18 protein-coding genes and 5 pseudogenes are annotated in these 22,768 nt (G+C 74.4%); 3 read left to right on the top strand and 20 right to left on the bottom strand.

Translation table 11 applies throughout. From position 1 onward, the window contains the following. From VGH76_RS13180 to VGH76_RS13140, 9 genes and pseudogenes are all read right to left on the bottom strand, one after another. Window positions 1-1,574, bottom strand: a pseudogene (locus VGH76_RS13180) (hypothetical protein); the annotation flags it as partial. Between the two features lie 435 nt (window positions 1,575-2,009). Further along, the gene (locus tag VGH76_RS13175) at window positions 2,010-3,953 is read right to left on the bottom strand and encodes a hypothetical protein (protein WP_331557132.1); all 1,944 of its coding nucleotides are present in this window, start codon (window positions 3,951-3,953) and stop codon (window positions 2,010-2,012) included. 26 nt (window positions 3,954-3,979) lie between these two features. After that, window positions 3,980-5,266, bottom strand: coding sequence for a deoxyguanosinetriphosphate triphosphohydrolase (locus tag VGH76_RS13170; RefSeq protein ID WP_331557131.1), 1,287 nt, complete (start codon window positions 5,264-5,266; stop codon window positions 3,980-3,982). Then, entirely contained in the window at window positions 5,263-5,934 is a 672-nt protein-coding gene (locus tag VGH76_RS13165; RefSeq protein WP_331557130.1) for a YdcF family protein, read from the bottom strand. The genes VGH76_RS13170 and VGH76_RS13165 overlap by 4 nt, the downstream gene beginning before the upstream one ends. Then, window positions 5,931-6,941 carry an XdhC family protein gene (locus VGH76_RS13160; RefSeq protein WP_331557129.1) on the bottom strand — a complete coding sequence of 337 codons (1,011 nt, stop codon included), beginning with the start codon at window positions 6,939-6,941 and terminating at the stop codon, window positions 5,931-5,933. Before VGH76_RS13160 ends, VGH76_RS13165 begins: the two co-directional genes overlap by 4 nt. Window positions 6,942-6,983: 42 nt before the next feature. Then, complete coding sequence (locus VGH76_RS13155) at window positions 6,984-8,297, bottom strand: FAD-dependent oxidoreductase (protein ID WP_331557128.1); 1,314 nt, start codon at window positions 8,295-8,297, stop codon at window positions 6,984-6,986. Then, the gene (locus VGH76_RS13150; protein ID WP_331557127.1) at window positions 8,297-8,857 is read right to left on the bottom strand and encodes a PadR family transcriptional regulator; all 561 of its coding nucleotides are present in this window, start codon (window positions 8,855-8,857) and stop codon (window positions 8,297-8,299) included. The genes VGH76_RS13155 and VGH76_RS13150 overlap by 1 nt, the downstream gene beginning before the upstream one ends. A 123-nt stretch (window positions 8,858-8,980) precedes the next feature. Further along, on the bottom strand, window positions 8,981-10,408 hold the full coding sequence (locus VGH76_RS13145; protein WP_331557126.1) for a glycine--tRNA ligase: 1,428 nt from the start codon (window positions 10,406-10,408) through the stop codon (window positions 8,981-8,983). A 78-nt stretch (window positions 10,409-10,486) separates the two neighbouring features. Beyond that, the gene (locus VGH76_RS13140; RefSeq protein WP_331557125.1) at window positions 10,487-10,810 is read right to left on the bottom strand and encodes an antibiotic biosynthesis monooxygenase family protein; all 324 of its coding nucleotides are present in this window, start codon (window positions 10,808-10,810) and stop codon (window positions 10,487-10,489) included. Window positions 10,811-10,852: 42 nt separating this feature from the next. On the opposite strand from VGH76_RS13140, the gene VGH76_RS13135 reads away from it, so the two are divergent. Genes VGH76_RS13135 through VGH76_RS13125 form a run of 3 tightly spaced genes read left to right on the top strand, consistent with a single transcriptional unit; the run spans window position 10,853 to window position 12,059 of the window. Next, on the top strand, window positions 10,853-11,242 hold the full coding sequence (locus tag VGH76_RS13135) for a DUF6703 family protein (RefSeq protein WP_331557124.1): 390 nt from the start codon (window positions 10,853-10,855) through the stop codon (window positions 11,240-11,242). Beyond that, window positions 11,239-11,631, top strand: coding sequence for a metalloregulator ArsR/SmtB family transcription factor (locus VGH76_RS13130; RefSeq protein ID WP_331557123.1), 393 nt, complete (start codon window positions 11,239-11,241; stop codon window positions 11,629-11,631). The genes VGH76_RS13135 and VGH76_RS13130 overlap by 4 nt, the downstream gene beginning before the upstream one ends. Further along, window positions 11,628-12,059 (top strand): Fur family transcriptional regulator, encoded by a 432-nt coding sequence (locus tag VGH76_RS13125; protein ID WP_331557122.1) that lies wholly within the window; start codon window positions 11,628-11,630, stop codon window positions 12,057-12,059. Before VGH76_RS13130 ends, VGH76_RS13125 begins: the two co-directional genes overlap by 4 nt. A 17-nt stretch (window positions 12,060-12,076) precedes the next feature. Here VGH76_RS13125 and VGH76_RS13120 read toward each other — a convergent pair whose 3' ends face one another. The 11 genes and pseudogenes from VGH76_RS13120 to VGH76_RS13070 form a co-directional block, all read right to left on the bottom strand. After that, the gene (locus VGH76_RS13120) at window positions 12,077-12,487 is read right to left on the bottom strand and encodes a hypothetical protein (RefSeq protein ID WP_331557121.1); all 411 of its coding nucleotides are present in this window, start codon (window positions 12,485-12,487) and stop codon (window positions 12,077-12,079) included. Next, window positions 12,484-13,272: an isoprenyl transferase gene (locus VGH76_RS13115; protein ID WP_331557134.1), complete on the bottom strand. Its 789-nt coding sequence runs from the start codon at window positions 13,270-13,272 to the stop codon at window positions 12,484-12,486. The genes VGH76_RS13120 and VGH76_RS13115 overlap by 4 nt, the downstream gene beginning before the upstream one ends. 233 nt (window positions 13,273-13,505) lie before the next feature. Continuing rightward, window positions 13,506-14,369 (bottom strand): annotated as a pseudogene (gene recO / locus VGH76_RS13110) (DNA repair protein RecO); the annotation flags it as partial. Between the two features lie 88 nt (window positions 14,370-14,457). Next, complete coding sequence (era, locus tag VGH76_RS13105; protein ID WP_331557133.1) at window positions 14,458-15,354, bottom strand: GTPase Era; 897 nt, start codon at window positions 15,352-15,354, stop codon at window positions 14,458-14,460. Further along, window positions 15,354-16,652: an L-2-hydroxyglutarate oxidase gene (gene lhgO, locus VGH76_RS13100; RefSeq protein ID WP_331557120.1), complete on the bottom strand. Its 1,299-nt coding sequence runs from the start codon at window positions 16,650-16,652 to the stop codon at window positions 15,354-15,356. The genes era and lhgO overlap by 1 nt, the downstream gene beginning before the upstream one ends. After that, window positions 16,645-18,051, bottom strand: a complete 1,407-nt coding sequence (locus VGH76_RS13095; protein ID WP_331557119.1) for a hemolysin family protein — start codon at window positions 18,049-18,051, stop codon at window positions 16,645-16,647. Before VGH76_RS13095 ends, lhgO begins: the two co-directional genes overlap by 8 nt. Continuing rightward, a complete protein-coding gene (ybeY, locus tag VGH76_RS13090; protein ID WP_331557118.1) occupies window positions 18,048-18,659 on the bottom strand; it encodes an rRNA maturation RNase YbeY in 612 nt (203 codons plus the stop codon). The genes VGH76_RS13095 and ybeY overlap by 4 nt, the downstream gene beginning before the upstream one ends. Window positions 18,660-18,664: 5 nt before the next feature. Continuing rightward, window positions 18,665-19,024: pseudogene (locus tag VGH76_RS13085) on the bottom strand (PhoH family protein); the annotation flags it as partial. A 258-nt stretch (window positions 19,025-19,282) separates the two neighbouring features. After that, window positions 19,283-19,753, bottom strand: a pseudogene (locus VGH76_RS13080) (LAGLIDADG family homing endonuclease); the annotation flags it as partial. A gap of 348 nt (window positions 19,754-20,101) precedes the next feature. After that, window positions 20,102-20,815 (bottom strand): annotated as a pseudogene (locus VGH76_RS13075) (PhoH family protein); the annotation flags it as partial. Window positions 20,816-20,924: 109 nt separating this feature from the next. Continuing rightward, window positions 20,925-22,661 (bottom strand): ABC-F family ATP-binding cassette domain-containing protein, encoded by a 1,737-nt coding sequence (locus VGH76_RS13070; protein WP_331557117.1) that lies wholly within the window; start codon window positions 22,659-22,661, stop codon window positions 20,925-20,927. Window positions 22,662-22,768: the final 107 nt, after the last annotated feature.

The raw sequence follows: 22,768 nt of genomic DNA, 5'->3' as shown, positions 1-22,768 counted from the left end.
ACCCCTCGAAACGCCCCGACGGTCCGCCCTGCGGCCGCCGTGGCAGGTACCGCGGCGTTCACCGCAGAGCCCTCGGTGCTGAGACGGCTGATCGACGGACTACGTCGTCTGTCCTGACCCCCGTCGTCCTCCGGCACCGGGGACGGCGGCGGGGGCACGACGACGACGGACGCGAACAGGCTGCCCGGCAACCGCGGGGCCGGGACCGCGGGCGCGGGCCGGTCCTCGGTCGAGGTGCGCGCCGCCGGGAGGTCGGGCGCCGGCACGACCAGGTTGGGCCCCGTGGGCGGCCCCAGCTCGGCCATGTCCGCCCGCTCGCCGCGCCCGGACCACCAGGTCGCCTGCCGCACCGTCAGGGGCAGACGCCGCGACGACGGCGAGTCGGCGGTGCCGCGGTCCGGGTCGGCGTCCACGGGGTCCGAGCGGCGCGCCTCGGGCCCCACTCCCCCGCGCTCGCGCTGCGGCCGCTCGGACGGCCCGGACCCCCGGCCCGGGTCGGCCGCGGCATCCCGGTCGTCGCGCCGCGGCGCCGGCACGTCGGCGGGCCGGGCGTCGACGCTGCCGGCGGGCGCCGGCATGGCCGCGGGGAACCCGCCGGTGGCCGGGCCCGCCGCCGGGCTGTCGGGTCGAGCCGGTCCGCGGGACGAGGAGTCGGACGAGGCCCCGGACCCCGAAGTCGGCGAGAACCACGACGACGGCGCCGAGGGTCGCCGGGCCGGCCGCTCCGGGGCGGGCGAGGACGATCCGGTCGCCGAGGAGAAGGGCGTGAACCAGGCCCGGCCGGACGAGGGCTCGACCGGCTCCATCGGCTCTGGCTCCAACGGCTCCGGGCCCGCCGGCGACGACGCCGCGGGCGACGGCCGGGACGGGCCGGTGGGCATCGCCGCGGACGCCCCGGACGTGGGCAGCGACGCCCCGGGCCGGGACGCCGTCGGGGGCACGGAGCGGGCCGGTCCCGACGACGGAGCCGGAACGGTGCCGGCCGGGGTGCGGATCGGGGCGAACGGCTCGGGCGGGGTGGACGGGCGCGACCCCGGGGTGCCGATCGGGGCGAACGGCTCGGCCGGGGTGGACGGGCTCGACGGCGTGGACGGGCGCGACGGCGTGGACAACTGCGGGCCCGCCGTGATCGCCCGCGGGCCGGGCACCGTCCCCGGCGCCCCCAGGCCCGCCAGCGCCCGCCGCGACCACGCGAGGTTGCCGCGCGACCGGTCGACGCGCACGCTCACCCAGAGCGGCGCGGGGTCGCGCTGGTCGTCGGCGGCGGGGGGCGCGACGAGGCGGACCAGGTGGAAGGCCGTGTCCGTCGTCAGGACGAGATCCTCCAGCTCGTGGCGCCGCCCGTGCGACACCTCCGCGACGCGACGCGCCCAGTCGATCACCGCCATCGCCGGTCCGGGCGGTCCGCCCCACTCGCCGCGCACCCGCTCGCCCCCGGCGTCGACCGCGAGGACGTACTCCGCACCCGGCAGGGCGGCCAGCCCCTCGAGGAAGCGGGTGATCGGCTCCGGGACGGATTCGCGCTCGGGCTCGACGGCGGCAGGTGCCGCCCACCCGTGTGCGACCAAAGCCATGCCTCACTGCTCCCGGGGTCGTGGACCGGGGAACGGTAAGGATCGCACCCCGTGACCGGCAACGGGCCCGTTCAGCCCAGCGCGGTACCGTTCCTCCGGGCTGGACATGACTGCCTGTTCTTGCTTCGTGTCGCTTGCAGACACGCCGTGCAGCTGCACCGAACGTCGGCATGTGCAAGGCGTCCGGGTGTCACCCCCGCCGGGCAACCGCCGAGTAGATCGAGCCGAAGAACGCAGCGATCGTTGGCCGGAAAGCGCACGATCCGCGTCCGGACGGCAGGGTCATCCCAGCGTGATCACGCCGCCACCGTTCGCGAAATGCACCGGTTCGGAGCATCGATGTTCAACCGGACGCCGCGTCGAGAACCGCCACTCGTCGTGATCAGCCCGCTCCGGGCGGTCGATTGTGCACGTTCGATGGACAGCGGGAATACGTCAGCGGGCCAGCGGCGAGCACGCGACCTCGGCCAGCACCGGGTCGCGGGGGAAGCGCAAGGCGGTCCGCGCTGGGGCGCCGACGAGATTGTCATGGAATCGTGACCAGGACAGCGGGGCCGACACCGAGTCCTCGAGCTCGCGGATGGCGGGACAGCGCAGGGCCCGCGCCGCGGCCGCGACGTCGTCGGACCGCACCGCCCGGTCGTCGGGCGCCACGCCGCCGCCCCGGGCCACGGACCAGGCCGCGGGCAGGTTCTTGTCGTGCCCCACCCGGCCGTCGGGGACCATCACCGTGTGGGCCGCGAGCGGCTCCGCGAGCCCGACGGTGTCGGTCACCCGCACGTCGAGCGGGGTGAGCGCGCCGGCCGCCCCGAGGTTGAGGAACACCATCCCGCTGGGCTGCCCGGGCGCGAGCGGCACCGTCTCCCACTCCGGGCCCGCCGGGCCCTTCCCGCGGGCCTGGAGGGCCAGGACGGGCACCGGGCTCTGGGCGATGAGCTTGGCGCCACCGGCGACGTAGGGGTGCCCGCGGTAGTCGTCGGCCGTCAACGGGTGGGGGGTGCCGAGGAGCTGCACGTAGAAGTCCCGCTCGTCGGCGATGCCGGACGCGGAGATGCCGTCGTAGCCGATCCGGGCGTGGGTCCCGACGGCGAGCCCCCACACCAGCAGGGCCGCGAGCGGCAGCACCGTGCGGCGCCGCACCGGCAGGGCCATCACGGGCAGGAGCAGGCAGAACACCGACGGGAGCAGCATCCGGGCGTGCATGAAGTCGCCGCCGACGCGCACCACGTACAGCGTCGTCGCCAGCCCGCCGACGACGGGGGCGAGCGCGACCGCCGCGGTCCCGGCCCGGTCCCAGGCCCGCGTCGCGCGCACCGATGGGTCGGGCGCGTCGGACACGGGTGGCTCACCGTCCCCGGCCCGGCCCCGCTGCCGGGCCCACCACGCGCTGCGGGCCAGCCGCGGGCCCGCGACCCCGGCCGCCGCCGCCAGCAGCAACAGCGCCGCGACCGGCAGCCAGTACGTGGTGACGGTGTCGCGCAGGTACGAGTAGCCGCGGGCCCAGAGCGCGACCCCGGCCTCCTTCGCCAGCGCCGTGGAGGGCAGCAGCAGGCCGTAGTAGCCGGCGCGGAACACCTCGTACCCGGCCGCCGGCGCGACGCAGAGCGCGCCGAGCCCGACCACCCGCAGCCACCCGCGGCGGTCCCGGGGCTGCTCGAGCACCGCGAGCGCGAGCCCGGCGGCGGCCGAGACGAGCGCCAGGTCGGGCCGCACGAGCGGGCCGAGCCCGACGACGAGGGCGGTCGGCCACGCGGGCCCCGGCCGCCGGCGGGCCCCACGTGGCGCGAAGAGCCGGGGCTCGCGCTGGGAGCGCCGCACGAGCAGCCACCAGGTGAACGCCAGCCACCAGAACGCCAGCCCGGTCTCGAGGCCCGAGGTGCCGAAGTCCCAGAAGGGCGGCATCGCGAGCACGACGAGCCCGCCCGCGGGCACCACGACCCGCCCGAGCCCGGTCAGCCTCCGGGCGCCGTCGAGCGCGAGGCCCAGCGCGGCGGCCGAGAGCACCATCCCGGCACCGATCGAGGCGTACTCGAGCCGCACCGGCAGCCAGGCCAGCCCGAGCAGCACGACGGTCCACAGCGTCGAGGTGTTCGTCTCCACCCGTTCGCCGACGTTGAACACCGGGCCGTTCCCGGCGAGGATCTGCCGCACGGTCCGCAGGAAGATCAGCCCGTCGTCGGACATCCAGCGCCGCTGCCACATCACCACCAGGTCGAGCACGACGGCGAGGCCGAGCACGACCGCGGTCGTCGTCACCGGACGGCGCCGGGCGCGGCCCGCGAGGTCGCCGGTGAGCTCGGCGGCGCGGGTGGTGGCGGGGTGCCCGGGGCGGCGGGCCGCCCCGGGCACCTGGGTGGTCCCCGACACGCCGGCCGTCACCGGTCCTCCCCCCGCCGCTCCTGACCTCATCCCGGTACCAGCCGGCGCGGCCCGGCTCCGTCCGACGCGAGCCGCTCCGACCACGAGCGGGCCTGCGCGTCGGTGAGGACCGCGACCTGGTCGACGGCGACCCGCAGCCTCGCGGCGGCATCCCCCGCAGCGTCCCACGCCGGGCGGAAGGCCGGGCCGAGCGCGCCCGGCGCGCCGTCGTGCAACCGTCCGACCAGGTCGGTCAGCAGGGCCCGCTCCCGCGCCTGCGCCTCGAGCCGGACCGGGTCGGACATCACCCAGCGCACGGCCGCCGCCTTGAGCAGCGTCACCTCCGCCCGCGCCCACGCGGGCACCACGAGGTCGTCGTCGGGACCGGGCGTGTCCCCGGTGACGTCGAGGGTCGCCTCCACCGCGGCCGAGACGAACCGGCCGACGAGGTCGCTGGTCAGGCGCTTGAGCGCCACCTGCGCGGCGAGCGTCCCCGGCTCGCCGCGCCGTCCGGCCTCGCGGGCGACGGTCCGCAGCGGCGGGTGGTCGGCGAGGCGCCCGGCCGCGCCCTGGAGGTCCGCGGTGGCGGCGCCGAACGCGGCCGCGGCGAGCGCGACGAGGCCGTCGTCGGGGCGGGCGAGCAGCGCGGGGTCGATGCGGCCGGCGAGGACGGCGTCCTCGACGTCGTGCACCGAGTACGCCACGTCGTCGGCCCAGTCCATGGTCTGGGCCTCGAGGCACGGCACCCGGGCGCGCTCCGCGGGGACGCCGGCGCGCACCCAGGTGAACACCTCGGCGTCGTCGTCGTAGACGCCGAACTTGCCCGGGCCGCGCCCGTCCCGGGGCCAGGGGTACTTGGTGCAGGCGTCGAGGGTGGCGCGGGTGAGGTTGAGCCCGCGGCAGCGCTCGTCGTCGAGGGTCTTGGGCTCGAGGCGGGTGAGCAGCCGCAGCGTCTGCGCGTTGGCCTCGAATCCGCCGGCGTCGGCCATGACCTCGTCGAGCGCGTGCTCGCCGTTGTGCCCGAACGGCGGGTGCCCGATGTCGTGGGCGAGCCCGGCGGTGTCGACGACATCGGGGTCCAGGCCCAGGTCCTCGGCCATCCCACGGCCGATCTGCGCGACCTCGAGGGAGTGGGTCAGCCGGGTCCGCGGTACGCCGGTGACCTCGGCGTCCTCGCCCGGGCCGACCACCTGCGTCTTGCCGGCCAGGCGGCGCAGCGCCGCGGAGTGCAGCACCCGGCCCCGGTCGCGGGCGAACGGCGAGCGCCGGTCCCGGCCGCCCTTGGGCTCCTCGGGGAAGAACCGTTCGCGGGAGTCTCGCCTGACGGTGGTCACTGCAGGCTCGGGTCGGAGAAGTCCGACGAGGCGTGGGCGAGGTGGTAGTAGAGCAGCCCCGCGGTCTCGCGGACGATGTAGAAGAACTGCGTGCGCCGGGTCTGCGACACCGGGCCGCCCTTGGCGGGCGAGGTGGTGGCGTCGAGCCCGACGTCGCGGGCCATCGTGCGCGACCGCAGCGAGTGCCATGGGTCGGAGACGATCACCGCGGACGTCCAGCCGTGCTGGGCCGCGACCGAGCCCACGGCCTCGAAGCTCTCCAGGGTGTCGCGGCCCTCGTCGATCGGGAGCACGTTGCGGTTGGGGACGCCGTGCTCGGTGAGCCAGCGGTCGCCGCTCTCGGCCTCGGAGAACTGGTCGCCCTGGGCCGCCCCCCCGACGGTGACGATCCGCGGCGCCACGCCCTGCTGGTAGAGCGTGAGCGCGTGCTCCAGCCGGGCCTGCAGCACCGGGGAGGGCCGGCCGTCGTACTGGGCGGCGCCCAGCACCAGGATCACGTCGGCGGGGGCGCGCTCGTCGACGCGCCCGAGCTCCCACACCCGGAACGCGGTGCCGCCGACGAGCAGCAGCCCGACCACGATCGCGCCGACGACGACACGGGGCGCCCAGGTGAGCGCGGCACGGGGGCGGCTGTGGGTCCGGGTGGGGGCCGGTCCGCTCCGGGTCATGCGCCGATCTGCCCCCGCCCGACCGAGAGCGCCGCGGGTTCGCGGTTGCTGCGGGCGGCGATGACCTCGGCGACGATCGACACCGCGGTCTCGGCCGGGGTGCGCGCGCCGAGGTCGAGGCCGACCGGGCCGTGGATGCGCGCGAGGTCGGCCTCGGTGACGCCGGCGGTGAGCAGGCGCTCCCGGCGGGCGGCCTGGGTGCGCCGCGACCCGAGCGCGCCGAGGAAGCCGCGCCCGCCGCGCAGTCCGGCGAGGAGGGCCTCGTCGAACCCGGGGTCGTGGTCGAGCAGGACCAGTACGTCGGCGTCGGTGAACGCCGCGACGGCAGCCGTGGTCTCCTCGATGGTCGACACCTGCCGGTGGCCCCAGCCGAGGACGCCGGCCTGGGCCTCGAGCGCGTCGGCGATGGCGCCCGCCCCGACGACGAGCAGCGAGGGCACCGGCACCCACAGGTCGACCAGCACGTCGGTGCCCGCGAGCTCGGCACGGTCGGTGGTGGTGGCGCCGCGGCGGGCCAGCCTGCGGACGTGCGCGAGGACGGCCTCGTCGAGCGCCGCGTCGCCGAGCGAGCCATGGACCTCGTCGAGGTCGGTCCCGACGACGGCGAGGGCCGCGACCCCGTCGGCGGTCGAGACCAGCGCGGCGGGGACGCCGGCGGCGAAGGCCTGCGCGAGCGCGCCGGCCGGGTCGGTGCCGAGCGGGTGCGCGAGCAGGGTGGCCCCGCCCGCGCACGCGAGCCCGGCGGCCACGGCGTCGTCCTCGGCCACGTGGGCCTCGGTGGTGCCCGGGGCGGAGAGCGCGCTGCGCGCGAGGTCGGCCGCCGGGGCGTCGAGCGCGCCGCGCAGCAGGTCACCGGCCGTGACGACCTCGCCGAGCAGCGTGCCGCGCGCGGCCAGCAGCTGGCCCGGTTCGACGGTGCCGAAGCCGTGCCGTGCGAGGACCCGCACCACGCTGACCGGAGCAGCCGGATCGTCTCCTCCGGCGAGGACGTCGCTCAGCTGACTCACGGGCTCCAGGGTAGGCGGTCGGGCTGACGCCCTCGTGCGCCGCTAGGCGCGAACGGTGGCGTGTCGTGGCTGCCGGGGGCGGCGTCGCAGGGCGCCGCGGACCCGGAGGGCCGCCCGTCCGGCCCGGCGTGCCACCGGGCTCGACGACGTGGCCCGGCGGGAGTTCGCGAGCGACCGCCGCACAGCCGCGTACCCCCAGTCCCGCATCTGCGCCTCGTAGGTCGCGATCGCGGGCACCAGGGGGGCGCCGTCGCGGGCGGCGAGGAGCTGGTCGGCGAGAGCGGCGGCGTCGCGGAGGGCGCTGTTCGCGCCGAGCCCGCCGACCGGGGGCATGTTGTGGATCGCGTCACCGAGCAGGGTGACGATGGTGCTGGTCCAGGGGCCGACGAGGGTGGAGTGCCGGAACCGCATCACCCCCGTCGAGGCAGGATCGGAGTCGGCGATGAGCCGGCGCAGGGCCGGGCTCCATCCCCGTGTCAGGTCGAGGGCGGCGTCGCGAAGGGCGCGACCGTCCGCGGCGTCGTCGGGGAGGACACGGGGGTCGGCGATGACGCTCCACAGCACGTAGTCGTCGCTGTGGTCGAGCAGCGTGTCCTGGTCGAGACCGCGGCCGTCGAGCCCGACGCCGTCGGAGATCGCCGCCGTCAGCGCGTCGCGGCCGGGGAAGGCCGAGGTGAACATCGAGGCGGGGCCCGACGGCGGCATCACCAGCGTCATCCCCTCGGTGAGCGGCCTGGGCAGCCAGGCGCGGGTCCCGTCGTCGAGCGGGAGCCGGGCGCCGATCCCGCCGGCGTCGGCCGGGACCCGCTCGGCGTGGGGCAGGTACTGGCGGCGGACGCGGGAGTTCGCGCCGTCCGCGCCGACGAGGACGTCCGCCGCGATGGCGGCGCCGTCGGCGAAATGCGCGGTGACGGTGCCGTCGGCGGCCACGGTGTAGCGCTCGAACTCGGCAGCGAACCGGATGCGGTCCTCGAGGCCGGTGAGCAGCAGCGTCCGCAGGACCCGCCGGCTGACGCCGTACTGCCCGTCGGCGGGATCGGTGGAGCCGCGGATCATGTCCTCCCGGGTGACGGTGAACAGCTCGCGCAGCTGCTCGGTGCGGAAGGAGATGCCGCCCGGTGGGGTCGGGGAGGTGGCCACGAAGGCCTCCCACAGCGGCGTCGGGAGGCACCGGTGCAGGGCCCGCGAGCCGTCGGGGTTGATGTTGAGGCGGTAGCCGTCGAGCCAGGCGGCGGCGTCGGGGTTGCGCTCGGCGATCCGGACGTCCACACCGCCCGCAGCGACGAGGGCCTGACCGAGGGCGAGGCCCCCGATCCCGGCACCGACGATCAGGACGCGCAAGGGGTGGTCGGTCATCACAGGGTCTCCTGGTCAGCGGGGGTGAGCGCGGTGGGCAGCTCGGCGAGGACGTGGTCGTGCCAGGCGATCTCGGCCTCGAGGCGCATCGTGAGGTGGTCGAAGCTGAGGGGCTCGGTGCCGCGCATGTGGGGCCCGGCCTCGGCGCGCAGGTGCCGCCACGACTCGAGCTCGGCGGCCAGCGCGGCCCGGCGGTTGCTGAAGGCGGCGACGAGTGCGTCGACGCCGAGGGCGGCGCTGTACTGCAGCGCCAGGTCGACGGGGTCGGGGCGCAGCCGGACCTCGCGCAGGGCGTCGCCGCGCAGGACGGCGAGCTCCTGGCGGCCGATGTCGGTGATCGCATAGACGGTGCGGGCCGGCATGCTGCCCGCCCGCTCGGTCCGGACGGCCTCGATGATGCCCTCGTCCGCCATCCGACCGAGGGCGGCGTAGAGCGATCCGACCTTGACGTCGGCCCAGAGCTCGGTGCGGTTGGTCTGGGCCTCGCGCCGGATCTGGTGGCCGTGCATCGGCCCCAGCTCGGCGAGGGCCCCGAGGATGTACAGCCGGACGCCGCTCATGGGCACCACTCAAGCACGAGTACTCGTTCTAGCTCAAGAGGTGAGTACTCGCGCTTGAGTAGGTGGCATTCGGCCTCGTGAGCACTTTCCGGGGCGATAACCCCTGAAAGTGCTCACGGGCCGCTAGGCACCTATGAGCCGGGCCGCCAGGTAGCCCTCGAGCTGGTCGAGCGCCACCCGCTCCTGGGTCATGGCGTCGCGGTGGCGCACCGTGGCGGCCTGGTCGTTCAGCGAGTCGAAGTCGACCGTGACGCAGAACGGCGTGCCGATCTCGTCCTGGCGCCGGTAGCGGCGGCCGATGGCCCCGGCGTCGTCGAAGTCGACGTTCCAGTGTTGTCGCAGCGTCTTGGCCACGTCACGCGCGACCGGCGAGAGGTCGGCGTTGCGGCTCAGCGGCAGCACCGCGGCCTTGACCGGCGAGAGGCGCGGATCGAGCTTGAGCACCGTGCGCTTGTCCACCCCGCCCTTGGCGTTCGGGGCCTCGTCCTCGGTGTAGGCCTCGAGCAGGAACGCCATCATCGGGCGCCCGACGCCGGCCGCGGGCTCGATGACGTAGGGCTTGTACCGGGAGTCGGTGGTCTGGTCGTAGTAGGACAGGTCGACCCCGGAGTGGTTCGAGTGCGTGGTGAGGTCGAAGTCGGTGCGGTTCGCGATGCCCTCGAGCTCGCCCCATTCCTGCCCGGCGTTGAACTCGAACCGGTACTCGACGTCGACGGTGCGCTTCGAGTAGTGGGAGAGCTTCTCCTTGGGGTGCTCGTAGTGGCGCAGGTTGTCCCGGGAGATGCCCAGGTCGGTGTACCAGCGGGTGCGCTCGTCGATCCAGTACTGGTGCCACTGCTCGTCCGAGCCGGGCTCGACGAAGTACTCCATCTCCATCTGTTCGAACTCGCGCGTGCGGAAGATGAAGTTCCCGGGCGTGATCTCGTTGCGGAAGCTCTTGCCGATCTGGCCGATGCCGAACGGCGGCTTCTTGCGGGCGGTCGACATGACGTTCGCGAAGTTCACGAAGATGCCCTGCGCGGTCTCCGGGCGCAGGTAGTGCAGGCCCTCCTCGGACTCCACCGGCCCGAGATAGGTCTTGAGCATCATGTTGAACTCGCGCGGGGGGGTGTACTGGCCGCGGTTGCCGCAGTTCGGGCACGGCACCGTCGAGAGGTCGTAGACGACGTTGCCCTCGGCGTCGGTGGATTCCAGCGACGGGCCGCCGGTGCGCTCGGAGAAGTCCTCGGCGAGCTGGTCGGCGCGGAAGCGGCGGTGGCAGTTCGTGCACTCGACGAGCGGGTCGGTGAACACGTCCACGTGGCCCGAGGCGACCCACACCTGCTTGGGCAGGATCACGCTGGAATCGAGCCCGACCACGTCGTCGCGAGCCGTCACCATGGAGCGCCACCACTGGCGCTTGATGTTGTCCTTGAGCTCGACGCCGAGGGGCCCGTAGTCCCAGGCCGACCGGGTACCGCCGTAGATCTCCCCCGAGGGGAAGACGAACCCGCGGCGCTTGCACAGGTTCACCACGGTCTCGATGCGGGCGCTTCCGGTGGGGGTCGGCACTTCTGTCTCCCGACGGCGGGCGCGCGCCCGCCGGACTCGCTGGTCGTCTGGCCTACCCAGCGTAGCGAGCGGACCTCGTCACCCCAGGATGCTGGGGCTCTCCACGATCTCGCCGTCGTCGCCGGGGCCGTGCAGCCGGCGCTCGAAGGTCGCCGGGGCGTCGGTGCGGGCGGCGGAGAGGAAGGGCACGACGTGCTCGCGGACGTCGAAGGGCTGCAGCGCACGACGGTAGTCGGTGAGCGAGGCGAACACCGCGACGAGGACCCACTGCCCCGGCTCCTCGACGGCGCGGCCGAGCTCCACCCGCTCGCACCCGGCTTGCGCGGCGAGCAGCGCGACGGGGTGCCGGGCGCGCTCGAGGAAGTCGTCCCCGGCGTCGTCGAACCGGCACACGAGCAGCACGACGCCGACCTTATCGACACCGGCTGTCAGTATCGGGAGGAGGTGGGAGACTGGTGGACGGCGCCCGGCGGACCGGCCGGCGCGGTGGAGAGGCGGTGGACGACGGTGCCGACGCGAGGCGGCGGGTCCCCGGGCGGGGCGGGTGCCCGCCGGGGTTTCCGGCGGGGCGACATGCGGCGTCCGCTGCTGCCCGGGTCGGGCCCGCTGGCCGGGGTGTCGCCGGTGCTGGCGTTCCTGGTGGTGGCCGCGGTGTTCGTCGTCGCGGTCGTCGTCGGCGGGATGGTCGGGACGGTGCTGCTGGCGCTGCTCGCCGTCGGGGTCGCGGTCCTGCTCGCGACGACGTGGCAGCGGCTCTCGCCGCCGGAGCGGCTGGCCCGGACGCTGGTGCTGGCCGTGCTCGTGGCGGTGACGATCGGGGTGGCGCTGCGATGAACCCCGCCACCGTGGACCCCGCCACCGTGGACCCCGGTGCCGGGGTCGCCGGTTCTGATGAGCTCCCCGGGGACCACCCGCCCGTGGACGCCCCCGCCCCGCCGCCCGGGGAGACGCTGAGTGCCGCCGGGGAGCTGCTGCGGGCCCTCGCCGCGCCGGTCCGGATCGCGGTGGTGCTGCAGCTGCGCTCGTCGCCGCGCTGCGTGCACGAGCTGGTCGACGCCCTCGGCGTCACCCAGCCGCTGATCAGCCAGCACCTGCGCGTGCTCAAGGCCGCCGGGGTGGTGCGGGGCGAACGGCGCGGCCGCGAGGTCGTCTACCGCCTCGTCGACGACCACCTGGCCCACATCGTCGTCGACGCCGTCGAGCATGCCGAGGAGGACGCGTGAGCGCGAGTCACACCGACGGCGCGGGACGGCCGACCGTCGTGCCGGGGCAGCGCGCCACCCGCCAGCGGGCCGCCATCGGCGACCTGCTCGACCAGCTCGACGACTTCCGCTCCGCCCAGGACATCCACGAGGAGCTGCGCCGCCGCGGCGAGGGCATCGGCCTGACCACGGTGTACCGCACGCTGCAGGCGCTCGCCGAGGCCGGCGAGATCGACGTGCTGCGCACCGCCGCCGGCGAGGCGTCCTACCGCCGCTGCTCGGACACCCACCACCACCACCTGGTGTGCCGCCGCTGCGGACGCACCGTCGAGGTGGAGGGACCCGCCGTCGAGCACTGGGCCGAGAAGGTGGCCGCCGAGCACGGCTTCGCCGAGATCGACCACACCGTGGAGATCATCGGGGTGTGCGCCGCCTGCCGGGCGGCGTGACGCCCGGCCCGCGCCGGTCAGCCGGACCCGACGAGGTCGTTCCGCACCTGCGAGGCCGTGGAGACGACGAGCATGAGCAGCGTCCCGAGCGGGTCCGCGGCCAGGCCCTCCGCCGGGAACGCGTAGCGCAGCGTCACATCCCACCCGGCGTCGGTGGAGATCGCGCCCAGGGTGCCGAAGAGTCCCTGTCCGGCCCGCTCGGCGACCTGCCCCGGGACGTCGTCGCCGGTGAGGTCCCACGCGACCACGCAGGTCAGCGACAGCACGGCCAGCCCCTCGACCAGCTCGATGCCCTGCACCGCGCAGGGAACGTCGCCGTGCCGGAACGACAGTGCCCCGTCGTCGTCGACACGCACCTCGACGAACTTCTCGAGCGCCTCCCGGGCGGTGATGAGCACCGATGCGGTCGTGGCGGCCTCGCGGCTCACGGGCTCTCCTCGGCGTGCGCGTCGGTGGGGGTGTCCGCGGCACCGCCGTAGCGGCGGTCCCGGGAGGCGTAGATCTCGCAGGCCTGCCAGAGGTGGCGGCGGTCGAAGTCGGGGAAGAGCGTGTCGAGGAAGACCATCTCGGCGTAGGCAGACTGCCAGAGCAGGAAGTTCGACGTGCGCTGCTCCCCGGAGCTGCGCACGAACAGGTCGACGTCGGGCATGTCGGGCTCGTCGAGGTGGCGCGCGATCGCCCGCTCGTCGATGCGTTCAGGGTCGATCTCGCCGCGGGCGGCTCGTCGGGCGAGCTCCCGGGCTGCCTGGACGATCTCGGCCCGCCCGCCGTAGTTCACGCACATGGTGAGGGTGACAACGTCGTTGTCGCGCGTCAGGTCCTCGGCGATCTCGAGCTCCTTGATGACGCTGCGCCACAGCCGCGGGCGCTGCCCCGACCAGCGCACCCGCACCCCCATGGCGTGCATCTCGTCGCGGCGGCGGCGGATCACGTCGCGGTTGAAGCCGAGCAGGAAGCGGACCTCCTCGGGGCTGCGGCGCCAGTTCTCGGTGGAGAATGCGTAGGCGCTGATCCACTTGACGCCGACGTCGATGCAGCCGCGGACGACGTCGAGGAGCTGCGCCTCGCCGTGGCGGTGCCCCTCGATCCGCGGCAGCCCGCGCTGGTTCGCCCAGCGGCCGTTGCCGTCCATCACCAGCGCGACGTGGTTCGGGACCAGCTCGGGCGGGATGGGCGGCGGCGTGGCGCCCGACGGGTGCGGGGTCGGCGGCATGATCGTCGGGTCGCCGGGGCCGCGGAGCGGGCGACCGGAGCGACCGGTGCCGTTGCGGTTGGTGCCGTTGCGGTTGGTGCCGTTGCGGTTGGTGCCGTTGCGGTCGGCGCGCTGACGGAGGGGGCTCACGGTACGACTCCGGCGTCGTCGGGGGCTCGTCGTTCTGAGCGAAGGGCACCTTCGCTCGGTTCTATCGATCGAAGGGCACCTTCGCTCGGATCGGGGTGGGGAACCCCGTCCTGGCCAGGGGCGCCCTCGGCCGGTTCTATCGACCGAAGGGCACCTTCGCTCGAATCGGGCAGCCCGTCCTCGAGATCCACCCGGGGCACCCCTCGACGGTCGACCAGCGGCAGCGACCGCAGCCGGCGCTCCAGGTGCCACTGCAGGTGCGCCGCGACGAGCCCGGCGGCGTCCCGCCGGGCCTCGGGCGGGCTCTGCTCGGCGGCCTCCCAGTCGCCGTCGCGCAGCGCCTCGAGCAGCCGCCACGTCCACCACGACGGCACGACGGCGCCGCCGGGCCGGCACCGGTCGCACACCGCGCCTCCCGCCGTCACCGCGAAGCGGTGGTGGAAGCCGTGGGTGCCCTCCGGGGCGTCGAGCGGCGTCTCCGGCTCGGTCCCGCAGCGGGCGCACTCGGTGATCGCCGGCGCGTACCCGGCGATGACCATGGCGCGCAGCAGGTAGGCGTCGAGCACCAGGTGGGGGTCGCGCCGTCCGGTCGCGAGCCCCCGCAGCGCACCGACGAGCAGCAGGAACAGCTCGCGGGCGGGCTCCCCTTCCTCGGGGGTGAGCCGGTCGGCGGTCTCGAGCAGCGCGCAGCCGGCGGTGTAGCGCGGGTAGTCGACGACGAGGTCCCCGCTGAACGCGTCGATCGTCTGGACCTGCGTGATGATGTCGAGGCTCCGACCGGTGTGCAGCTGCAGGTCGACGTGCCCGAACGGCTCCAGCCGCGCCCCGAACCGCGACGTGGTGCGGCGGACGCCCTTGGCGCTGGCCCGCACCTTGCCGTGGCGCTGCGTCAGCAGGGTGACGATGCGGTCCGCCTCCCCGAGCTTCTGACACCGCAGCACCACTCCGGTGTCGCGGTAGAAGCTCACGGACCCATCCTGTCACCAGGTGGCCGTCGGCCCTGTGAGCACTTCCGGGGCTATGACCCCGGAAAGTGCTCACAGGGGCTTCGCCCACCTAGAACCCCAGCCGACGCAACTGCCGCGGATCCCGCTGCCAGTCCTTGGCCACCTTGACGAACAGGTCGAGGTGCACCTTCGTGCCGAGCATCGCCTCGATCTGCTGCCGCGCGTTCGTCCCGACCTCCTTGAGCCGCGACCCCCCGCGCCCGATGACGATCGCCTTCTGGGACTGTCGCTCCACGAAGATCTCGGCGCGGATCTGCAGGGTCTTCCCCTCGGTCATCTCCTCGACGACGACGGCGAGCGAGTGCGGCAGCTCGTCGCGCACCCCCTCGAGGGCGGCCTCGCGGACGAACTCGGCGATCATCGTCGTCTCGGGCTCGTCGGAGAGCTCGCCCTCGGGGTAGAGCGGCGGGCCGGGCGGCATCTGGGCGAGCAGCAGGTCGGCCAGCAGCGAGACCTGGTCGCCCTTCGTCGCGGACACCGGCACGATCTCGGCGAACTCGGCGAGCTGCGAGAGCGCCAGCAGCCGCTCCGCGACCACGTCCCGGCTCACCAGGTCGGTCTTCGTGAGCACCCCGACCAGCGGCGTCCGGTCCGCGACCTTGCGCAGCTCCGAGACGATGAACCGGTCGCCGGGCCCGATCGCCTGGTCGGCCGGCACGCAGAACCCGACGACGTCGACCTCGGCCCACGTCGTCCGCACGACGTCGTTGAGCCGCTCGCCGAGCAGCGTCCGCGGCTTGTGCAGCCCCGGGGTGTCGACGAGCACGAGCTGGCCGTCCTCGCGGTGCACGATCCCGCGGATCGCGTGCCGCGTTGTCTGCGGGCGCGACGAGGTGATCGCCACCTTCTGCCCGACGAGCGCGTTCGTCAGGGTCGACTTCCCGACGTTCGGCCGCCCGACGAAGCAGGCGAACCCCGACCGGAACTCCTCGGGCCACTCGGGCATCACGCTGCGGCCACGTCCTTGCCCTCCAGCCGCGCGACGATCTCCCGCCCGATCGGCAGGGCCGCCGTCGCCGCCGGGGAGGGCGCGTTGAGCACGTGCAGGACGGTGGGCTCGTCCGCCGCGGCGGCGGTGGCCGACCCGTCCTGCACGAACAGGAAGTCGTCGACCAGCGACCCGTCGGGCCGCACCGCCTGAGCGCGCACCCCGGCGCGGCGCATCACGTCGTGCGGCGGGTGCAGGTCGTCGGCGGTGGTCCCGGGCAGCATCTTCGAGACCGCCTTCGCCATCGCCGCTCGCGACAGCGACCGGTGCATCTCCCCCAGCCCGTAGCGCCACTGCTTCGCCGCCAGCGAGAGGAACCCGCTGTCGGTCAGGGTCCCGGCGAGCTCGCGGAGCCGCAGCGTCCGCCAGTCGTAGCCCTCGCGGGCCAGGGCGAGCACCGCGTTCGGCCCGACGTGCACCGAGCCGTCCACCCCGCGCGTGGCGTGCACGCCGAGGAACGGGAACGCCGGGTCGGGCACCGGGTAGACCAGGCCGCGCACCGCCTCGGCCTTCGGACCGCGCAGGTCGGAGTACTCACCGCGGAACGGCACGATCCGCACCCCGGGGTCGAAACCCGAGGCGCGGGCGATCTCGTCGGAGCGCAGCCCTGCGCAAACCACGACCTGGCCGGCGAGCAGGTCCCCGCCGTCGGTCCGCACGACGACGTCGCGGCGCCGGCGCACGGCCGAGCGCACCGCCCGGCCGGTGTGCAGCGCCGCGCCCCGGGCCACCGCCAGCTCGGCGAGCCGGCGGGTGATCGCCTCGTAGTCGCAGATCCCGGTCGAGGGCACCCACAGCCCGGCCACCGCCGACACCGCCGGCTCCCGCTCCCGCACCCCGGCGGCGTCGAGCTCGTGCACCTCGACGCCGTTCGCTCGCCCGCGACGGACCAGTTCGGCCATGCGGCCCAGCTCGGACTCGTCGGTGGCCGCGACGACCTTCCCGCACTCCGCGTAGGGCAGACCCTGCTCCGCGCAGAACGCCTTGGTCTCGGCGCACCCCTCGACCGCCAGCCGCGCCTTGAGTGAGCCCGGGGCGTAGTACAGCCCGGAGTGGATGACGTTCGAGTTGCGGCCGGTCTGGTGCGCGGCGAGCGAGGAATCCCGCTCCACCAGCGCGACGGAGGTGTGGCCGGCGTCGAGCAGGGCGGTGACGACGGCGAGCCCGACGATCCCGCCCCCGACGACGACGACGTCGTGGCGCGGGCTCGGGCCCGGCACGGATCCGGTGGTCCCGGCGCGCGGCGCGTCAGCCACGGTGCTCCTCCCCCCGGGCGACGACCAGCCCGGACTCGTGGGTCTCCTGCTTGTCCCCGGCCTCCCCACCCTGCCCGTCGGCGCGGTCGTCGTCCGCCTCGGGGGGCGGGTCGGGGTCCCACACCAGCACCGAGACGATCCGCATCCGACCCCGGGCGTCCTCCCCGCCCTCGGCGCGAAGCCGCAGGCCACCGACCTCGGCCTCGGCGCCGGGCAGCGGCACCCGGCCGAGGCGCTGGGCGAGCAGGCCGCCGACGGTGTCGATGTCCTCGGTGTCGAACTCCACACCGGTCGCCTCCTCGAGGTCCTCGACCGGCAGGCGCGCGGAGACCCGCAGCGACCCGTCGTCGAGACGCTCCAGGGGGCGGTGCTCGGCGGTGTCGTACTCGTCGGTGATCTCGCCGACGATCTCCTCGAGGATGTCCTCGATCGTCACCAGGCCGGCGATGCCGCCGTACTCGTCGACGACGAGGGCCATGTGGTTGCGGGTGCGCTGCATCTCACGGAGCAGGTCGTCGGCCTGTTTGGAGTCCGGAACGTACGCGGCCGGCCGCATGATCTCGGTGACCGCGCCCTGGTGGTCGGCGGGGGCGTTGCCCGGGTCGTTGGCGCGCGCAGTGGTGAAGCGGACCATGTCCTTGAGGTAGACCACCCCGACGGTGTCGTCGACGTTCTCGCCGATCACCGGGATCCGGGAGTAGCCCGAGCGCAGCGCGAGCGCGAGCGCCTGGCGCACGGTCTTCTCGCGCTCGATCCACACCATCTCGGTGCGCGGCACCATGACCTCGCGGACCAGGGTGTCGTCGAGCTCGAACACCGACTGGATCATCGAGCGCTCGTCGTCGTCGACCAGCCCGCGCGCCTCGGCCATGTCGACCATCTCGCGCAGCTCCACCTCGTGGCTGAACGGTCCCTCGCGGAAGCCACGGCCGGGGGTGATGGCGTTGCCGACGAGGATGAGCAGGTTGGCCAGGGGGCCGAGCAGCCGGACCAGCGCACGGATCGGCAGCGCCACCGCGAGGCCGACCGAGTAGGGGTGCTGCAGGCCGATCGTGCGGGGCCCGACGCCGATGAGCACGTAGGACACGACGATGACGACGACCGCGGCGATCGTCACCGCCAGCCCGTCGATGACCACGAACTGCAGCGCGAAGTACGCCCCCAGCACGGTCGCGACCGCCTCGCAGGACAGCCGCAGGAGCAGCACCAGGTTGAGGTGACGGGGCTTGTCGGCCACCACCGCCGCGAGCGCCCGCGCCCCGGTCCGCCCCTCGCGCACCAGCTGGTCGACCCGGGCCGGCGACATCGTCGTGATCGCCGCGTCCGCGGCCGCGAACACCCCGGCCAGCGGCACCAGGAGCAGCGCCACGACCAGCTCCGCGGCCTGGGCCCCGGTCACGACGGGTCCGGTCCGCCGCGTTTCGTGGTCGAGCTCCGCTGCGCTTCGTCTTCGGGAGGCTCGTCGAGACCGACGGTCCCGAGGAGCTTCGCGTCCGCGGCCCGCTGGCGTTCGCGGGTGAGCCGCTCGCGCTCGGCGCGGGCCCGCTCGGCCACCTCGGCGCGCCAGCCGCCGAGCAGCTCGCCCTGTAGGCCGAACATCTCCTTCTCCTCGTCCGGCTCGGCGTGGTCGTAGCCCAGCAGGTGCAGCACGCCGTGCACCGTGAGGAGGTGGAGCTCGTCGTCGAGCGAGTGCCCCGCCGACGCCGCCTGGTCCCGCGCGAACGCCGGGCACAGCACGATGTCCCCGAGCAGGCTCGGACCGCTCGGCGGCGCGTCGGGGCGCTTGGCGGTGTCGAGTTCGTCCATCGGGAAGCTCATGACGTCGGTGGGGCCCGGCTCCTCGAGCCACCGCTCGTGGAGCTCGGACATCGGCTCGAGCTCCACGAGCAGGATCGAGAGCTCCGCCAGCGGGCTCACACCCATCTGCTCGAGGGCGTAGCGGGCGACGTCGACGATCGGCGCCTCGTCGACGTCGACGCCGGATTCGTTGGCGATCTCGATGCTCATCGCGTTCAGCGTCCCCGGCGGTCGCGACGGGTCTGCGGCGGGCCGTTGCGCGGCGCGTTCGGCACCGCCTTCGGACCGTTGTTCCGCGCGTCCCAGCGCCCGTAGGCGTCGATGATGTCGGCCACCAGCCGATGGCGGACGACGTCGGAACTCGTCAGCTCGGCGAAGTGCACATCGTCGACGCCGTCGAGAATCTGGCGCACCACCTGCAGGCCCGACATCTGACCGCCCGGCAGGTCGACCTGCGTGACGTCACCGGTCACGACGATCTTGGAACTGAACCCGAGGCGCGTCAGGAACATCTTCATCTGCTCGGGCGTCGTGTTCTGGGCTTCGTCGAGGATGATGAACGCGTCGTTGAGCGTGTTGTGGGTGACGAGGTAGCCATCGGTCACGTAGAGCGAGTCCTCCGCAGCGACAGAGATGCAGACGCACTCCGCCTCGCCCGCGGGCAGGATGCTGTCGATGTAGCGACGCGGCCGTCCCCCGCCCGCCTGGTCGTACGCCTCTCGCTTGCGCGTGAGGCGGAACGGCGCGATCTCCTGGGGAAGGCGGATGTCGAGGACGTGCGCGTCGGCGCGGTAGTGCACCGGCCGTGCCGCAGTACCACCGGGCCGCCGTCCCGCGGCGTGCCGCGTCCGCCACGTCGCCACCCCACCGAGCGACTGCACCAGCTGGACCACATCGTCCCGGAGCTGTGGCGAGCAGGTCGTGTACTGCACACGGCAGGTGCGACCGCCCTGGCGGACGGGGACGCCGTCGGTGTCGAGCAGCCCCTGGAGCAGGGCACGGCGCACGTCGACGCTGTTGTCGAGGTATGCCTTCGGCACGAACTTCGTCTTCGAGTTGGTGCCGGCGAGCTCGAGGTCGCGCAGCACAGCCGTCACGGGATTGGCGGTGATCAGCCCGCCGCGACCACCGCCGCCGGGCCGCTTGAGCACGTAGTCGATCCCGGACTTGAACGCGACCTCGGCGTACGGCAACGCCGCGTCCAGCGCTTCCGCCAGCTCCGGATCGTTCGTCGAGAAGCTGGGAGTGGTTGCCGTGGTGATGCACCCGTCCCCGAGGAGCAGGCCGAGGGCGTAGGGGTCCATCGGGACGTCCTGGCGAGGGATCTCGACCGGGTCGACGAGCGGCAACTCGTAGCGGTGGGCGTGCGACCACCGCAGGTTGCCCATCATCTCCTGTGTCTGCAGCACCCGGCCCGCCTCGCCGTGCCGGCGGTCGTCGGGCGTCGTCACGAACCACAGGTGCTCACCGCAGGCTCGCGTCGAAGCGCCGTCCTGGGTGTGGACGCGGTAGATCTGCTTGCGGCCCTGCGGGTGCACGCCCGACACGGGAGTCGGCCTGCCGTCCCGCCCTGTCACGAGATCACCGACCCGGAGCTCGCCGATCGGGCGGAAACCGTCGGGGGTGAGGACCGGAGAGTCGACCGGCTGCGCGCGCCCCCGCATGTAGGCCAAAGGGGCTATCTCGATGGTCCCTGCGGCCATCAACTTGGGCACCGACTCCTGGTCGAGCATGTCGTGCAGCGCGTCGTAGAGCGGGCGCAGGTACGGGTCGATCTTCTCCGAGAGCGTGCCGGGCAGGAAGCCGAGCCGCTCCCCCGCCTCCACGGCCGGGCGCGTGAGGATGATCCGGGTGACCTGCTTGGCCTGCAGCGCCTGCACCGCCTTGGCCATCGCCAGGTAGGTCTTGCCGGTACCGGCCGGGCCGATCCCGAAGACGATCGTGTTGACGTCGATGGCATCGACGTAGCGCTTCTGGTTCAGCGTCTTCGGCCGGATGGTGCGCCCGCGGCGGGACAGGATGTCCAGGCTGAGCACTTCCGCCGGCGACGGCCCCTCCGCCTCGGAGAGCATCCGCACCGTGCGGCGCACCGCGTCCGGGTCGATCTGCTGGCCCCGGCTGGCGAGCACGACGAGCTCGGCGAACACCCGCTCGGCGAACCCGACGTCGGCCGGATCGCCGGTCAGCGTGAGCTCGTTGCCGCGGACGTGGACGTCCGCGTCGAGCAGGTCCTCGGCCTCACGGAGGTTCTCGTCGCGCTTCCCGAGCAGCGCCAACAGGGCGGATTCGGGGACGACGACGCGCGACTCGCCGGACGTGGTCGCGCTGCCGGGCGTGGGGTCTGGCGTGGGTCCCTGGCCGGTCACGTGCAGATCGGTCCTGCTTCCTGCCTGGGAGCGGCCTGCGCCCCCCGCGTCGTCGGTGACCGCGGCGTGTCGAGCTGCAAGGGCCGCGGTGTCACTGTCACCACCCACTCTAGCCGTCACCCCCGACAGTGTTCTGCGCGCGTGAGGCGGGTCGGGCGCCGCCGAGTGCCGACGTCGGCCCGTCCCACCGGGCGCGCAGCCACCGGTCGTGCGAGGTGACGACGACGGTGCCCGGCGCCCGGCCGAGCGCCTCCTCCAGCTCCGAGGCGAGCCGCAGCGAGACGTGGTTGGTCGGCTCGTCGAGCAGCAGCAGGTCGGGACCCACCGCGACAGCGACCGCGAGTGCCAGCCGCCGCCGTTGCCCGACCGACAGCCCGCCGACCGGTGTGCCGTGCTCGCGCGGATGGAGCAGGCCGAGGGTGCGCAGGGGCACCTCCTCGGCCGTGGCCGCCCCGACCAGCGCCGCATAGGCGGCGCCGGCCGTCCGGTCAGGGGGCCCGACGTCGGGATCCTGCTCCAGGAACGCGACCCGCCGTGCCCTGACGTCCACCCGCCCGGCGTTGGGGACGAGCCGGCCCGCCAGCACCGCGAGCAGGGTCGACTTCCCCGACCCGTTCGGCCCGGTGACCAGCAGTTTCCCGCCCGCGGGCACGTCGAGCCGGTCGACGACGACCCGCGGCGGGGCCCCGTCGTCGCCGTCGACCCGCAGCCCCCGCACGCTCACCGCGAGCCCGGCGTCGGCCCCGGCGGTCAGCTGCGCGCGGAACCGCAGCGGCTCGGGCGGCTTCGGGACGGCGGCGCGCTCGGCGACCTCGAGCCGGCGCTCGGCGTCGTGCACCCGCCGGGCCCGGGCGCGCTCCACGTTCGCGCCCTTGAAGGCGTGGATGAACTTGTCGTTGTCGGTGGGGCCGCGGCCGGCCGCGATCGACCGCAGCTCGACGTGGGTCTTCTCCCGCAGCCGCGCGATCTCCTCCTGCTGCGCGGCCCACGTCTCCTCCCACCGTCGTCGGCCGCGGGCCTGCTCGTCGAGGTACGCGGTGAAGGTGCCGCCGAACCGGCGCCCGCCCTCGCCGTCGGTGCCGAGGACGCCCGCGTCGAGGTCCACGAGCTCGGTCGCGACGCTGTCGAGGAACGTCCGGTCGTGACTGGCCGCCACGACGACGCCGGGCAGGTCCACCAGCGACCGTTCGAGCAGGTCGAGCGCCTCGTCGTCGAGGTGGTTGGTGGGCTCGTCGAGCAGCAGGCACGCCGGTCGGCGGACGAGGGCCGCCGCGAGGGCGAGCCGGGTCCGCTGACCGCCGGAGAGCGTGGCGATCGGGCGGGCGCGGTCGAGGTCGGCGACGCCGAGCGCGGCCGCGGTGATGTCGGCGCGCCGGTCGGCGTCCCAGGCGTCGTGGCCGACGGCCCAGGCGAGGACGTCGTCGTAGGTCCCGGCGACGTCCTCGCCACGGGCCATCGCCTCGGCGAGGTGCTCGAGCTCGGCGACCGCCTCGTGCAGCGGGCGCAGGGCGTCGTCGAGCACCCGCCCGACGGTGCTGGTGCCGGCGCCCTCGGGCTCCCGGCCTGATGGTCGAGCTCCCCTGTCGGCGTGCTCCCTTGTCTGCTGCGTCTCCTGCGGCAGGTACACGACGTCGTCGGGAACCTGCACCGACCCGGCGTCGGGGAGGTCGCGGCCGGCGAGCAGCCGCAGGAGGGTGGACTTGCCGGCGCCGTTCTCGCCGATCAGCCCGACGCGCGTACCGGGCGCCGCGACGAGGTCGACGCCGGCGAGGACCGGGCGCGCGGCGAAGGTCCGGACGAGGCCGCGGGCGACGACCGGCGCGAGGGTGGTGGTGGGAGCAGACATGCGCGACGTCTCCGGGAACGGAGCGAGGACCCCGGCGGGCGCGTGGATGGGCCGCGGCCGGTGGTCGGGACGTCGTCAGAGCTCCATGATGCGATCGACGCTACCGG

It is taken from the genome of Actinomycetospora sp., from assembly GCF_036497585.1.
Lineage (GTDB): Bacteria > Actinomycetota > Actinomycetes > Mycobacteriales > Pseudonocardiaceae > Actinomycetospora.
Note: the sequence above shows the minus strand (reverse complement) of the source record. Positions and strands in the feature narration are given on the sequence as shown.